The following is a 13906-nucleotide window of genomic DNA, read 5'->3' on the forward strand; positions in this document are numbered from 1 at the left end:
ATATGTTTATTCAAATTGTTATTACAGCTGTAATAGCCCTTTCAGCTATTTATATACTATATAAAAACATAAAGAAAAAATCTTCTGGTGGATGCAGTTGTGGAAGTTGTTCTTCACATTGCCCAAGTTATAAAGATGAGAAATGAGGATAGTGTTTAGACACTATCCTCATTTTTTATTTATTATTTTATTTAGCTTTATCATTAACTTATCTTCCATATCTTTTATTCCTTTTAGCTTGTATGGAATCTTCAACTTTTCATACTTATACTCTCCCATACTATGATAAGGAAGTAGCTGTACTTTTTCTAAGTTCTTGATGCTATTTATTTTTTCTTTTAACTTTAATATATGTTCATCCTTATCAGTAATTCCTGGAATGACTACATGCCTTATCCAAACACTACAGTCGTTTTTATTTAACGCCTTAATAAATTTTTCAGCTTCTTCAATTCCACTACTTGTAATCTCTCTATAGCCTTCATCATCTACATGTTTTATATCTAGTATAACTAAATCTGTATATCTTAATATTTCATCATAATTTCCTTTTCCATACCCCGAAGTATCAATTGCTGTATGAACACCTTCTTCTTTGCACTTTTTTAAAACTTCTATAAGAAAATCTTCTTGTAATAAACACTCCCCACCAGAAAAAGTTACCCCTCCATTAGAGCTCTTATAATAAGGTTTATATCTAATTATTTTATTAATTAAATCTTTAGAACCTATATCATATCCTTCCTTCGTATTCCATGTATCAGGATTATGACAGTATATACAATTTAAATGGCACCCTTGAAAAAACACAACAGTTCTTATACCAGGTCCATCCACTAATCCCATAGTCTCAATTGAGTGAATCCTTCCTCTTTTATATTCTGTCATGGAAGGTTCTCCTTATAACCTCTTCTTGCTGTTCTTTTGATAATCTATTGAAATTAACCGCATATCCAGATACTCTTATTGTCAATGTAGGATATTTATCTGGATATTCCATAGCCTCCATTAATGTCTCTCTATTTAGAACATTAACATTTAGATGATGAGCACCTTGTATAAAATATCCATCCATAATAGATACCAGATTTTCAACTCTATTTTCTAAATTCATACCTAAAGCCTTAGGAACTATAGAGAAAGTATTAGAAACTCCATCTTCACAATAGCAATAAGGTATTTTTGCTACTGAATTCAATGAAGCTAACGCTCCTTCTTCATCTCTACCATGCATTGGATTTGCGCCCGGTGATAAAGGTTCACCTATTTTTCTTCCATCTGGAGTAGAACCAGTCTTCTTTCCATACATTACATTTGATGTAATTGTTAATACTGAAAGAGTGTGTCTTGCATTTCTGTATGTTGGATGTTTTTTAAGCTCTTCTGAAAATTTCTTTACTAATTCCACTCCAATATTATCTGCTCTATCATCGTCATTTCCGTATTTAGGAAAGTCTCCTTCTATTTTAAAATCCACTGCTAATCCATTTTTTCTTATAGGTCTTACCTTAGCATATTTTATAGCACTAAGTGAATCAATAGCAACAGACAAACCTGCTATGCCAAAAGCCATAAGTCTTCCTACATAAATATCGTGTAGAGCCATTTGTGAAGCCTCATAAGCATACTTATCATGCATGAAATGTATAGTATTCATAGTATTTACATAAAGCTCTGCTAAGTACTCTAAAACTTTATTATAGTTATAATAAACTTTACTATAATCCAATACCTCATCCTCTACTCTTTCTATTTCAGGCACAATTACTTTACCCTTTATTTCATCCATTCCTCCATTAATAGCAAGTAGTAAGGCCTTAGCTATATTACATCTTGCCCCAAAAAACTGCATTTCCTTCCCTATTTTCATAGCTGAAACACAACAAGCTATACCATAATCATCTCCATATATAGGTCTCATAATATCATCGTTTTCATATTGTATGGAATCCGTTATTATGGACATCTTTGCACAAAACTTTTTAAAGTTTTCTGGCAAGGCTTCAGACCATAAAACTGTCATATTTGGTTCTGGAGCTGGATTTAAATTTATAAGGGTATGTAAAAATCTAAAGGAAGTCTTAGTTACTAATGTTCTGCCATCTAATCCCATTCCTCCAATAGACTCAGTAATCCAATTAGGGTCTCCACCAAATAATTCATTATATTCAGGAGTTCTTAAATGTCTTATAAGTCTTAGTTTAATTACAAATTGATCTATTATTTCTTGAGCTTCTTCTTCCGTTATAACTCCATTTTTTAAATCTCTTTCTATGTATATGTCTATGAAAGTGCTTGTCCTACCTAAAGACATAGCTGCACCATTATTTTCTCTTACCCCTGCTAAGTAACCAAAATACATAAATTGAGCAGCTTCTTTAGCATTTTCAGCAGGATTTGATATATCTATGTCATAAGATAACGCCATATTTTTCATTTTTTCCAGGGCTCTAATCTGTTCACTAACCTCTTCTCTCAGTCTAATTTTTTCATCTAGCATTATACCTTTAATTTTCCCTAATTCCTTTTTCTTTTCACTAATTAAAAAATTTATTCCATAAAGAGGAATTCTTCTATAGTCACCTATAATTCTCCCTCTGCCATAGGCATCTGGTAATCCTGTTAAAACCCCTGCACTTCTAGCATTTCTCATTTCATCAGTATAGCCATCAAAAACTCCTTGATTATGAGTTTTTCTATATTTAGTAAATATTTTCTCCATATTATCATTTATATCATACCCATATTCATTTAAAGCTTGCTTTACCATTCTGATTCCACCATAAGGATTGACTATTCTTTTTAGTGGTGAATCTGTTTGTAATCCAACAATGACTTCGCTATCTTTTTTTATATATCCAGCTTTATAAACATCTATTCCTGCCACAGTTTCCCTGTCTACATCTAATATACCTTTCTTCAATTCTTCTATAATTAATTTACTGCTTATATCCCATACTTCTTTTGTTTTTTTGCTTGTCTCTTTTAAAAAACTATCATCTCCATAGTAAGGGACATAATTGTTTTTAATAAAATCTCTTACATTTACTTTATTATTCCAATCTCCCAATTTGAAATCTTGCCATTGTATATTCATATATTTCCTCCTTTATGTGCATAAAATTTACTACGTATATTATGTTTTTTTATGTATTAATCATTCACATTATAACATATATTACTATATTATTTAAATGTATTGTTCGTTATATAACGGCAAATAAATAAAACAAAATAAATTAGCTTTCAATTCTTGCTAATTTACTTTGTTTTTCACTTTATCATAGCATATCATTAAATTTAATTTTCCCTTAAAAAATAATCTACTATATCCTCCATTGCAACGATACCTTTTAAAGTATTGTCTTCTTCTACTACAGGAATAGCAATAATATTATGTTCTCTTAATTTCTTCGCAACTTCTACTAAATCATCATTTGGTGATGCTACAACAACTTTTTTTGTCATAACCCAGTCTACTGGGCAAGTATCATAATGTCCCTCTTCCATTAGAAATCTGTAAATATCCGCTTTTACTATCATACCTACTAGTTTTCCTGCATCGTCTGCCACTGGCGCCCCGTTTATTTTCTTTTGATTCATCAATTTCAGAGCATATTCTACTGTGTCCTCAGATTTTAAAGTTATTAAGTTTGATATCATAATATCTTTTATCGGCACAAAAACACCCCCTATTATAATGATTATGTTAATAGCTGTTTTTTATAATGCTTTCTAAGAAGTTTAAATTTTTCTCTCCTCTTATAATGCTATCAATTAATCTACATGCCGCTCTTTTTGATATTTTGCTTAAATCTACCTCTATATCTATATTATGCTTTTTCAACAAAAACATCAAATATTTTGCTTGTTTATCCGTTATAGGATTTTCTCTAATTAATTCACAATTATTATCCATCCTATAGATCAATTTAAATATTTTAGGTAAATTAAGAACATCTTCATAGTTATGCAACAGTATTTTTTTCTTTAGTTTTTCATCCTTAGTCTTAAGATATTCATTATATAATATTACACTAATTCCCCCGTCAATAGTGTCTTTTCTTTCAATACCTAAATGTTTTTCAACGGTTTTTAAATTGCATCTATTTAATCCTAGTTGCTTATGGTAAGGCCTAATAAGCCTGTACAAGTCTATATGCTCATTTGGCAATTCAACTTCTAATTTATTTTTATATAATTTATGCTTAATAAAAGGTTCGTCAAAAGCAATGCCATTAAAAGAACACCATTTATTGAAATTTATAATATCTTTTCCAAATTCAAAAAGAATATTTTTTTCGTCTTCAATGCTTTCTGCAAAATATTGTTTTACATTATATAAATCCTCATCTATATACTTTCCCACAGATATAAGTATAATCTTATCATCTTCCTTGCTAAAACCAGTAGTTTCTATATCAAAAAAAGCTACATCTTCTAATTTATATTCTTCAAATATCTCAGCAGGAATATTTATACCTACATTTCTATCTTCAATTATCATATTTATCCTCCATTTTTTATCTTAGAACCTATATAATTATACAATATAATGCCTAAATTTAAAATGGTCTACAAAAAATTGTAGACCATTTTAATTCCATTTTCTATATTACATTTTTTCAACAGCTTCAATACCTAATAGTGCTAAAGCATTCTTAATTACCACACAAGTTGCCTCAACTAACTTTAATCTGGCCTTCTTGGTTGCTTTATCCTCAGCATTAATAATGCTATGCAGATTGTAGAATTTATTAAATCCCTTCGCTACATCTATTACGTATCTAGTAACTATAGATGGCTCTAATTTATCTATGGAATAAGTTATAGCATTATTAAATCCTTCTAAAGTTTTTATTAATTCAAATTCTTCTTTAGAAGATAGTTTGCTATAATCCACTTCGCCACATACAGTTCCTAATTTTCTTAATATACTCTTTCCTCTTGCATAACTATATTGAATATAAGGTCCTGTTTCACCATCAAAGCTTAGCATTTCATTCCAGCTAAATACTATATCTCTTTCTCTGTTATTCTTCAAGTAAGTGAATATCACAGCCCCTATACCAACTTTTTCAGCTACTTCTTCCTTATTTTCTAATTCCCCATTCTTTTCTTTTATAACTTCCATGGTTTTATCTATGGACTCTTTCAATAGATCTTCTAGGAATATAACTTCTCCTTTTCTAGTTGAAAGTTTTTTATCAGAAAATCTAACAAGACCAAAGCCTATATGTTTGCAATCCTCTGCCCATTCATGTCCCATAAGCTTTAATGTAGTAAATACCTGTTTAAAGTGGAGACTTTGTTCAAGGCCAACCACATATATACTCTTATAAAAATCATAAGTATTTTTTCTATATAAAGCTGCTGCTAAATCACGAGTAGCATATATTGTTGCACCATCAGATTTCTTTATTATACATGGTGGCATATTATAATCTTCTAGCATTACAACCTTAGCTCCATTGCTATCAGTCAATAATCCCTTTTTATCTATTTCTTCTACTACCGCATCCATTTTGTCACCGTAGAAGCTCTCCCCATTGTAGTAATCAAACTCTACATTAAGCATTTTATAGACCCTATCAAATTCTTTTAAGCTTAAATTTTTAAATCTTTCCCAAAGTTTTGTCTCCTCTTCTGACCCTTCCTCTAGATTTTTAAAATACATTCTTCCTTCTTCCTCTAATGAAGGATCCTTTTCTGCTTCATCGTGAAATTTTACATATATTCTTAACAACTCTTTTATAGGTTCTTTTTCTAATGCCTCTTCATCTACCCATCTTTTATATGCTGAAATCAGTTTACCAAATTGTGTTCCCCAATCTCCTAAATGATTTAATCTGATACAATTATATCCTTGAGAACTCATTATTTTATATAAGGAATTCCCAATAGCAGTACTAAATAGGTGCCCAACATGGAATGGTTTTGCAATATTAGGAGATGAATATTCTAAAGCTACATTTTTACCCTCTCCTATATTAGTGTGTCCATATTTTTCTCCTTCACATATTACCTTTTCCAAAGTATTTTTTGCAAACACTTCTTTATCTACAAAGAAATTTAAGTAAGGTCCTAAGCTTTCGATTTTTTCAAATCCATCTTTATTTATTTTTTCCTTTAATTCACTTGCTATTGCATTTGGAGCTTTTCTTAATGTCTTTGCTAACTGAAAACAAGGAAAAGCAAAGTCTCCCATATCTGCTTTAGGCGGTATTTCTATAAATTCCTCAACCTTTTCGATAGGTAATTCTATGTTTTCAGAAATCCTTTCTGCTACTAACTTTTTAAAATCCATACTTATTCCTCCCTTTTTATTGGTTCATTTTTATTAATTGCTTTTAACTATTTACTATTAGTTCAAAAAAACAAAAAACCCTCTCTTAAATAAAAGAGACGGGTAATTTCCGCGGTACCACTCTAGTTGACAATAGTCCACTCAAAACCTTAACGCGGTTAACGTCTTACTCTACTCTTCCACTTTAGAATTTTGAATAAGCTTCTCCAAGGCTCTCTTCCTTTTTACTTTCTTACAGGCTTCCACCATTCCCTGCTCGCTTAAAGAAAGGTTAAAAAGTACTCTCCTCTTCACAAAATTTTAGTTCTATCTTAATTATTATATTATTCAAATTAATTATGCTAATTATAAATTAATCAAGGTACTTATTCATTGCTAATCTTTAGTAATTATAGTATTATGATTCGTGTTTTGTCAATATAAATTATTAATTTTTATATTTTACTGTGATTCAATATCATCATTAATAAGGCCGCAAGAAACATTAATAAAAATACAGCAGTCCATCCTGTCTCTATGGGGCGATATGCCAAAAGTCCTCCCATCAAAACGGGACCTAGTGCCCATCCAGCTCCGTATATAGTTGGAAGTATAGCGTTAATTCTTCCTCTATGAGTGGGTGGACTATTATTTGATATGAACACTGGAGTGTTAATAGATACCATTATCTCTCCAAAAGTCATTATTACTGCTGCAATAAAGAAATATGTTATATTACTTTTCATTGAGAATATTAAAAAAGCTACAGAATAAAACAATCCTCCTATTGCAATAATCTTCAAACTCCTAAGTTTTGTTGTAACACTTGATATAAAGGCAGTAAAGCACACTATTAAAATTCCATTTACTCCAGCCATAAATCCAAAATATTTTCCTCCATCTTCACCATAAATATCTCCTAACTGTAAAGGCAATAAAAATCCCCATTGAGAATAAGAAAATTGATATATAAATAATATCAAAGCGAAAAATATTAACTTTTTTCTTCTCTTTAATATAGATATGGAGGATTCTTTATTATCTATAATTTTCTCATCTTCCCTATTTAGAGTCTCTTTGATAAATATCATTACAAGTAAGAGAGATATAGATGTGGTAAAAGCATCCCCTAAAAAAACTAAAGGTAGATGATTTTTATACAATATGCCGCCAATTATAGGTCCTATGGCGAAACCCAAATTATGTCCCATGTAAAGCAATGAAAATGCTTCTTTTCTATTACTTTCATCAGTTAAATCCGCTGTTATAGCATCTTGAGCAGGCATACAAAAGGAATAAAAAACAGGAGCTAACATGAGTGTGTATGCCATTTTTAATGATGGTTTTAAAAAAGCGCATATGACAAAAACAATTAAAGCTAAAGTTTGAAATATTAATATTGTCTTTTTTCTCCCTATAGTATCTACTAACTTTCCTCCAATCAACATACCTGGTGCTGACAAAACTGCAATAAGTGTCATAAATATACCTGCCTTGCTGTGGGATAATCCAATTTTTTGAGTTAGTATCAATGTTAGTAAAGGATAAACAAAACTTCCTAAACTATTAACCATTCTTGAAATAAACATAATATAAATTTCTTTAGGTAATCCCTTATAAGAGTTTATAATGCTTTCAATGTATTTTCTCATATATTTTCACCTTCATTTTTTATAAAAATATATATTAATTCTGGTATTTTTCTTTTAATAGTACTAAAATAAATATTGGCACATTTCTAACTCCATTACAGAAAAGAGGTGTTTTTATGAAATTACTTAGACAAATGGGCATTATATTAATATTATGCCTCTTAGGAGAATTAATACACAATATATTCAAACTTCCTATACCTGGTAATGTATTAGGAATGTTGATTTTGTTTATTGCTCTATGTGCTGGAATTATAAAAATTGACATGATAGATACCTTAAGCAAATTTTTATTAGATCATCTTTCTTTTTTCTTTGTTCCAGCAGGGGTGGGTATAATATCGTGTATGTCACTTTTAAAAGGAAAATGGTTTGCTTTTTTGTCTATTCTGTTTATTTCCGCTATTATAACAATGGTGGTAACAGGTTGGACAATACAATTATACGCAAGGAGGACTAACAAATAGATGAATTCAATTATAAACTCTCCTTTATTTGGAGTAATCTTATCTATAGCATGTTTTGAAATTGGATTATTAATTTATAAAAAAACTAATATGCCCTTATTTAATCCTCTTTTAATATGTGTAATCTTGATAGCATCAATTTTGATTAAGTTTAATATTAATTTAGATTCTTTTAACCTAGGAGGAAATTTAATCTCCTTTTTTCTTGGGCCCGCTACAGTGGTACTTGCTGTACCTTTATATAATCAATTAGAGTTAATAAAAAAGTATGTAATACCAATAATTTTAGGAATTACAGTAGGAACATTTGCAGCTATTTTTAGCGTAGTATATTTATGCAAATTATTTAATATAGATAAGCAGCTTGCACTTTCGCTAGTACCTAAATCAATAACCACTCCTATAGGAATGGAAGTGTCCAAGGTTATTGGAGGTATACCCGCTGTTACAGTTTCTGCAATTGTTATTACAGGTATAATGGGAGCTGTTGTGGCACCTATAGTATGCAAACTTTTTAAAATTGAGGATAAAATCGCTATAGGTATAGCTATTGGCACTTCTACTCATGCCGTAGGTACAACTAAAGCTATGGAAATGGGGGAAACAGAAGGAGCTATGAGTGGACTAGCTATAGGTATTGCTGGATTAGCCACTTCCATATTAGCTCCTATTCTAATAAAAATACTTAGTTAATTTGATTAATTAATAGTGGAGAATTAAGATTTAAGGTTGTATGCTTTTAGCTAATCTAAAACTTTATTCTCCACTATGCTATCATATATGAACTTCTTTTATATAGTTTAATTTACCATAATTTAATTCACCCTGAATTAATGAAGTAACTTTACAAACTCTTCTAAGGTACTTACAGGACTACCACAAGTAAAATTCTCACAGATATATGCCTTAGTCTCGTCTTCATTGGTACTTTGCAATACTACATTTGTAAAAGGTGTGAATTTCTTGTTGATTTCATATATCATTTCTTTTAAAGTACTATCTTCTCTTTTCCCTGAAATAGTTATTTTTCTATTTCCCTTTGTTGTAAACATAAAAGGAATTAACAAAAACAAATGAGCTTCTGGATAGTTTTTAATATTCTCTCCAAATACATTAAAGGCCTCTGTAGCTTTATTGCTTAATTCCAAATCCTCAGTCATGCTATATAGCCTTAACATATTATAAATAGCCACTGAATTTCCTGAAGGCATTGCATTATCAAAACTCTCCTTAGGTCTTAATAAAAGCTCTTCTCCATCCTCGCCATAAATAAAGAATCCTGATAGTTCTTTATCCCAAAATAGCTTTATGGTCTCATTGTTATAATAAATAGCTTTTTTTAAATAGTCCTCATTAAAGGTACCTTCATATAACTCTATTAAACCCCACACTAAAAAGGCATAATCATCTAGATAGCCTAAGTAAGCCGATTCCCCATCTCTAAATCTTGCTAAAACCCTTCCATCTTCTCTTACAAGATTTTTTAATAGGAAACTTACAGCTCTTTCTGCTATATTTGTATAATCCTTATTATTAAATATTCTTCCTGCGTAGGCATAAGCAGCTATAGCCAAGCCGTTCCATGAAGTTAGTATTTTATCATCTTTATGTGGATGTATCCTCTTTTCTCTACGAACATATAGCCTTTTTCTTAATGAATCTAATTTTTCTAAGGTATCTTTATTTATTTCATTTAAATCCTGATTAATTAGATTTGGAATATTTTTTCCTTCGAAATTTCCTCTTTCTGTAATATCATAATAAGAACAGAAAAAATCCCCCTCTTCCTCTCCCAAGACTTCTTTTATTTCTTCTAAAGTCCATATATAAAACTTTCCTTCTACCCCTTCTGAATCTGCATCTTCCGCGGAATAAAAAGCCCCTTTCTCAGATATCATCTTATCTTTTAAATACCAAAGTATTTTTTCACATATGTCCTTGTACTTTTCTTCTTTAGTTTCAGCATAAGTTTCTGCATATACTAGAGCTAATAGAGCATTATCATAGAGCATTTTTTCAAAATGTGGAACAAGCCATTTCCCATCCGTAGAATATCTACTAAACCCAAAGCCTATATGATCAAATATACCACCTTTGTACATACTTTCTAATGTACTCTCAACCATATGTAAAGCTTCCTTATAGCCATAAATCTTCCATACCCTGAGAAGAAACATCAATTTATGAGGAGTTGGAAATTTAGGCTGAGCATAAAATCCTCCATATTCACTGTCAAAAGCTCTCTCTAGTTTATTAAAAGCCTCTATGATTATATTTTCATCCAATTCAGTTTTTGTGTTTTTATTGCTTTCCTGCTTTATATTTTCTAATAGCTTATCAGAATACTCAATAATGCTATCCCTATTGCCGTGCCAGTTAATTTCTATTTCATTTATAATGTCAAATAAACCTGGTCTCCCAAACTTTCTTTTTTTAGGGAAATATGTACCTGCAAAGAAAGGCTTTTTATCCGGAGTCATGATTATGGTAAGGGGCCATCCTCCGCTGCCTGTCATGGCTTGACAATAAGTCATATATATATTATCAACATCAGGTCTCTCTTCTCTATCTACCTTAATACATATAAAAACATCATTTAACCTTTTAGCAACTTCCTCATCTTCAAAGGACTCTCTTTCCATTACGTGGCACCAATGACATGTGGAATATCCTATAGACAGAAATATTGGCTTATCTTCTTCCTTAGCCTTTTCAAATGCTTCTTCACCCCATGGATACCAATCTACAGGGTTATAGGCATGTTGTAGTAAATAAGGGGATTTTTCATTAATCAATCGATTAGGTATTTTATTATTAGGCATAACACCACCGTCTTTCATATTACATTTTTTAAGTATTATTCCCTAAATAAAAAAGATTACTATAATTAATTTAATAGTAATCTTAGATGAATCCATTATATTCTTTTCAATAGAGGTAATCTATTTATCACTTGCTTTATTCTTTATTATTTCCACTAGAGTTTTATAATTCTTAGTCTGGATCTTATCTTTATGAAATACAATATGATTTACACTGATTAATTCAAAATCATTTACTTTTACCTCAAAGAGCTCTCCACTGCTAAGTTCCCTTTCCACTAATATTTTTGGCAACACACTTATTCCTAAGTTTTGCTTTACTGCATAAATTAAAGCTTGTGAATTTACACTTGTCCACTCTGGGTTCACGGTTATATTATGTAATAATAATGCACTGTCAAAAACATCCCGAATGGCACTACCTTTTTCTCTCAACAATAGCCTTTCTTTTATTAATGTATTAACATCTATGGATTTTTCTAGCGCAAATTTATGTTCAGGTGAACAAAGTACTGCTAACTCATAGTTTGAAAATGGAATTTTTATCAACTCTTCCTTATAAATAACTCCTTCAATCAATCCTAAATCAATTTCATTATTGAGTAACATATTTTCAATATTTCTGGCATTATCAATTATAATATTGGTGGGAGTATTATTGCAAACCGTTTCAAAATTTGCTATTGCTTTAGGTAAAATAAAATTTGCAATGGTTATGCTTGATCCAATCTTGATAGTTGCATTGTCTTCTAATTCTTTAGAGTTTTGTTCCAAGTCATCATACAAATCCAAAAGCTTTATTGCTTTTGCTAGAAATAGTTTACCTGTTTCATTTAAATAAAGCCTTCTAGAAATTCTATCAAATAAACAAATACCTAAATAACATTCTAGTTCATTGATTGCATTAGAAACTGCTGGCTGTGTCATAAACAGTTTTTCAGCTGCTCTTGTAATACTCTCTTCTTCACATACAGTTTTAAAAATACGTAAGTGCCTCAAATTCATAGGAATCCCTCTCATTACTAATTAGTTATGTTTATTATAATATTATACTATTTTACTTATGATATTTCTATAAGATATAATATAGAAAGTCTATAATTTGTATGTGGAGGAGAATTTTATCACTATGAAATCTAATAAATTAAAATTTTATTTTTCGCTGTTTAGGATAATGTTTTCTATAAGCGCCTTTACCTTCGGAGGTGGATACATTGTTATACCTATGATACAGAAATACTTCGTAAATGATCTAAAGTTAATTAATGAACAAGAGCTGCTAGATATGGCAGCCATTTCCCAGTCAACACCTGGTGCCATTGCAGTTAATATTTCTGTATTAGTAGGTTATCGTATTGCTGGAATTATAGGTGCAATCATTTGTTGTATCGGAACAATCCTCCCACCTTTGCTTATTTTATCTGTTATATCTTCTTTTTATAGTGTATTTCGAGATAATAAAGTTATTTCTTCAATCCTAAAAGGAATGGAAGCAGGCGTCGCCGCTACTATCGTGGATTTAGTAATTGATATGAGTAAAGGAATTTTAGATGAAAAAAATTGGTTGTTAACATTAATGGTTCCTGCTTCATTTTTCGCTAGCTTCTTTTTAAATATTAATGTTATCTTAATTATTATTTTCTCTTCATTCCTATGCGTTGTACAAACTTATTTGAAAAGGAGGGGCAAGCTATGACTAAAAATATAATTATTTTGTTAGTCAGCTTTTTACAGATTGGTTTATTTAGTATCGGTGGCGGTTATGCTACAATACCATTAATAAAGGAACAAGTAGTTGATTTACATCATTGGCTTACTTTGCAAGAATTCACTGATATTATTACAATCTCCCAAATGACCCCCGGGCCTTTAGCAGTTAATACCTCAACTTTTGTGGGAATACGCATTGCCGGTATATTCGGAGCTATAGTAGCCACATTAGGATGTATTCTATCTGGATTTATTCTTTCTATTATTTTATACAGGTTTTTCAGAAAACATAAAGATATAGATATCATTTCCAACATATTAAAAGGATTACGTTCTACTTCTGTTGGACTTATTGCTGCTTCTGCATTTACTATCCTTTTGATTGCCTTTTTTGGCTCACCATCATTTGATGTTAAAGCTGTTAACTTTAATATTACTGCTATCATTGTATTCATTATTTCTTTATTTTTACTAAGAAAATATAAAATAAATACAATATTTATTATTATTCTAACAGGTATTATAGGTTTATTTTTCTATCAATAATGTTTGAGAAGCATTAATCCGCATAAATACTTTCCATATTTTACTTACAATAACTGGTTTACCTCCATAGCAACATACTCAATATGCATTGTGGCTGTACGAATTTAATTGCTGTATTATCTGAGCCTTTTCATGCTTGCCTAAAAAGGGAAGAGGTTAACTTAGTAACTTATTATGGTTTCAATGCTGTGAAGTTATCAATTTTTGAATATATAAAAATCTCAGCTGACTTTGAATTTACTCTGTCAGCTGAGATTTTTCTCTAATGAGAAACCTTCAATTTCTTCACATAAATATTCCGAAGCAAAGTCCGCCAGACGTGCATGTGCTATAAATTCTTTATCCGCATCAATGAAAACTGTGAGTGTTACTACTTTCTTCTCGGAGTCATTCCTGCATTAAATACAAGATTGGCGGATCGAG

13 protein-coding genes and 1 other annotated feature are annotated in these 13906 nt (G+C 30.5%); of the genes, 5 read left to right on the forward strand and 8 right to left on the reverse strand.

Annotation, left to right across the window (positions count from 1 at the left end; translation table 11 throughout):
• Window positions 1-2: 2 nt before the first annotated feature.
• Window positions 3-146: a FeoB-associated Cys-rich membrane protein gene (locus RYO54_RS14220; protein ID WP_399549534.1), complete on the forward strand. Its 144-nt coding sequence runs from the start codon at window positions 3-5 to the stop codon at window positions 144-146.
• A 22-nt stretch (window positions 147-168) separates the two neighbouring features.
• On the opposite strand, the gene pflA is transcribed toward RYO54_RS14220, so the two are convergent.
• The 6 genes from pflA to RYO54_RS14250 all read right to left on the reverse strand — a co-directional run bounded on the left by pflA (window position 169) and on the right by RYO54_RS14250 (window position 7938).
• On the reverse strand, window positions 169-888 hold the full coding sequence (pflA, locus tag RYO54_RS14225; protein WP_315120071.1) for a pyruvate formate-lyase-activating protein: 720 nt from the start codon (window positions 886-888) through the stop codon (window positions 169-171).
• The gene (gene pflB, locus RYO54_RS14230) at window positions 875-3097 is read right to left on the reverse strand and encodes a formate C-acetyltransferase (protein ID WP_315120073.1); all 2223 of its coding nucleotides are present in this window, start codon (window positions 3095-3097) and stop codon (window positions 875-877) included. Before pflB ends, pflA begins: the two co-directional genes overlap by 14 nt.
• A 203-nt stretch (window positions 3098-3300) precedes the next feature.
• Entirely contained in the window at window positions 3301-3663 is a 363-nt protein-coding gene (locus RYO54_RS14235) for a CBS domain-containing protein (protein ID WP_315120103.1), read from the reverse strand.
• 46 nt (window positions 3664-3709) lie between these two features.
• On the reverse strand, window positions 3710-4507 hold the full coding sequence (locus RYO54_RS14240; protein ID WP_315120076.1) for a ribonuclease H-like domain-containing protein: 798 nt from the start codon (window positions 4505-4507) through the stop codon (window positions 3710-3712).
• Window positions 4508-4615: 108 nt separating this feature from the next.
• Window positions 4616-6307, reverse strand: coding sequence for an arginine--tRNA ligase (gene argS / locus RYO54_RS14245; protein ID WP_315120079.1), 1692 nt, complete (start codon window positions 6305-6307; stop codon window positions 4616-4618).
• 91 nt (window positions 6308-6398) lie between these two features.
• Window positions 6399-6610: a binding site (T-box leader), on the reverse strand.
• A 131-nt stretch (window positions 6611-6741) separates the two neighbouring features.
• A complete protein-coding gene (locus tag RYO54_RS14250; RefSeq protein WP_315120081.1) occupies window positions 6742-7938 on the reverse strand; it encodes an MFS transporter in 1197 nt (398 codons plus the stop codon).
• Window positions 7939-8054: 116 nt separating this feature from the next.
• Here RYO54_RS14250 and RYO54_RS14255 point away from each other — a divergent pair, with 116 nt between their 5' ends.
• Complete coding sequence (locus tag RYO54_RS14255) at window positions 8055-8405, forward strand: CidA/LrgA family protein (RefSeq protein ID WP_315120083.1); 351 nt, start codon at window positions 8055-8057, stop codon at window positions 8403-8405.
• Complete coding sequence (locus tag RYO54_RS14260; RefSeq protein ID WP_315120085.1) at window positions 8406-9098, forward strand: LrgB family protein; 693 nt, start codon at window positions 8406-8408, stop codon at window positions 9096-9098. It begins immediately after the preceding gene.
• A 137-nt stretch (window positions 9099-9235) separates the two neighbouring features.
• Here RYO54_RS14260 and RYO54_RS14265 read toward each other — a convergent pair whose 3' ends face one another.
• Window positions 9236-11245: a thioredoxin domain-containing protein gene (locus tag RYO54_RS14265; protein WP_315120088.1), complete on the reverse strand. Its 2010-nt coding sequence runs from the start codon at window positions 11243-11245 to the stop codon at window positions 9236-9238.
• A gap of 102 nt (window positions 11246-11347) precedes the next feature.
• Window positions 11348-12232, reverse strand: a complete 885-nt coding sequence (locus RYO54_RS14270; RefSeq protein WP_315120090.1) for a LysR substrate-binding domain-containing protein — start codon at window positions 12230-12232, stop codon at window positions 11348-11350.
• 124 nt (window positions 12233-12356) lie between these two features.
• Here RYO54_RS14270 and RYO54_RS14275 point away from each other — a divergent pair, with 124 nt between their 5' ends.
• Window positions 12357-12923 (forward strand): chromate transporter, encoded by a 567-nt coding sequence (locus tag RYO54_RS14275; protein WP_315120093.1) that lies wholly within the window; start codon window positions 12357-12359, stop codon window positions 12921-12923.
• Window positions 12920-13483 carry a chromate transporter gene (locus tag RYO54_RS14280; RefSeq protein WP_315120096.1) on the forward strand — a complete coding sequence of 188 codons (564 nt, stop codon included), beginning with the start codon at window positions 12920-12922 and terminating at the stop codon, window positions 13481-13483. The genes RYO54_RS14275 and RYO54_RS14280 overlap by 4 nt, the downstream gene beginning before the upstream one ends.
• The last annotated feature ends 423 nt before the right edge of the window (window positions 13484-13906 follow it).

The sequence above is a fragment of the uncultured Clostridium sp. genome (assembly GCF_963515715.1).
Lineage (GTDB): Bacteria > Bacillota > Clostridia > Clostridiales > Clostridiaceae > Clostridium_AW.

Coding starts and splice junctions, on each gene's coding strand:
- pflB (WP_315120073.1), bottom strand. CDS start 3,097: ATGAATATACAATGGCAAGATTTCAAATTGGGAGATTGGAATAATAAA.
- RYO54_RS14270 (WP_315120090.1), bottom strand. CDS start 12,232: ATGAATTTGAGGCACTTACGTATTTTTAAAACTGTATGTGAAGAAGAG.
- RYO54_RS14265 (WP_315120088.1), bottom strand. CDS start 11,245: ATGAAAGACGGTGGTGTTATGCCTAATAATAAAATACCTAATCGATTG.
- RYO54_RS14260 (WP_315120085.1), top strand. CDS start 8,406: ATGAATTCAATTATAAACTCTCCTTTATTTGGAGTAATCTTATCTATA.
- argS (WP_315120079.1), bottom strand. CDS start 6,307: ATGGATTTTAAAAAGTTAGTAGCAGAAAGGATTTCTGAAAACATAGAA.
- RYO54_RS14275 (WP_315120093.1), top strand. CDS start 12,357: ATGAAATCTAATAAATTAAAATTTTATTTTTCGCTGTTTAGGATAATG.
- RYO54_RS14240 (WP_315120076.1), bottom strand. CDS start 4,507: ATGATAATTGAAGATAGAAATGTAGGTATAAATATTCCTGCTGAGATA.
- RYO54_RS14255 (WP_315120083.1), top strand. CDS start 8,055: ATGAAATTACTTAGACAAATGGGCATTATATTAATATTATGCCTCTTA.
- RYO54_RS14280 (WP_315120096.1), top strand. CDS start 12,920: ATGACTAAAAATATAATTATTTTGTTAGTCAGCTTTTTACAGATTGGT.
- pflA (WP_315120071.1), bottom strand. CDS start 888: ATGACAGAATATAAAAGAGGAAGGATTCACTCAATTGAGACTATGGGA.
- RYO54_RS14220 (WP_399549534.1), top strand. CDS start 3: ATGTTTATTCAAATTGTTATTACAGCTGTAATAGCCCTTTCAGCTATT.
- RYO54_RS14235 (WP_315120103.1), bottom strand. CDS start 3,663: ATGATATCAAACTTAATAACTTTAAAATCTGAGGACACAGTAGAATAT.
- RYO54_RS14250 (WP_315120081.1), bottom strand. CDS start 7,938: ATGAGAAAATACATTGAAAGCATTATAAACTCTTATAAGGGATTACCT.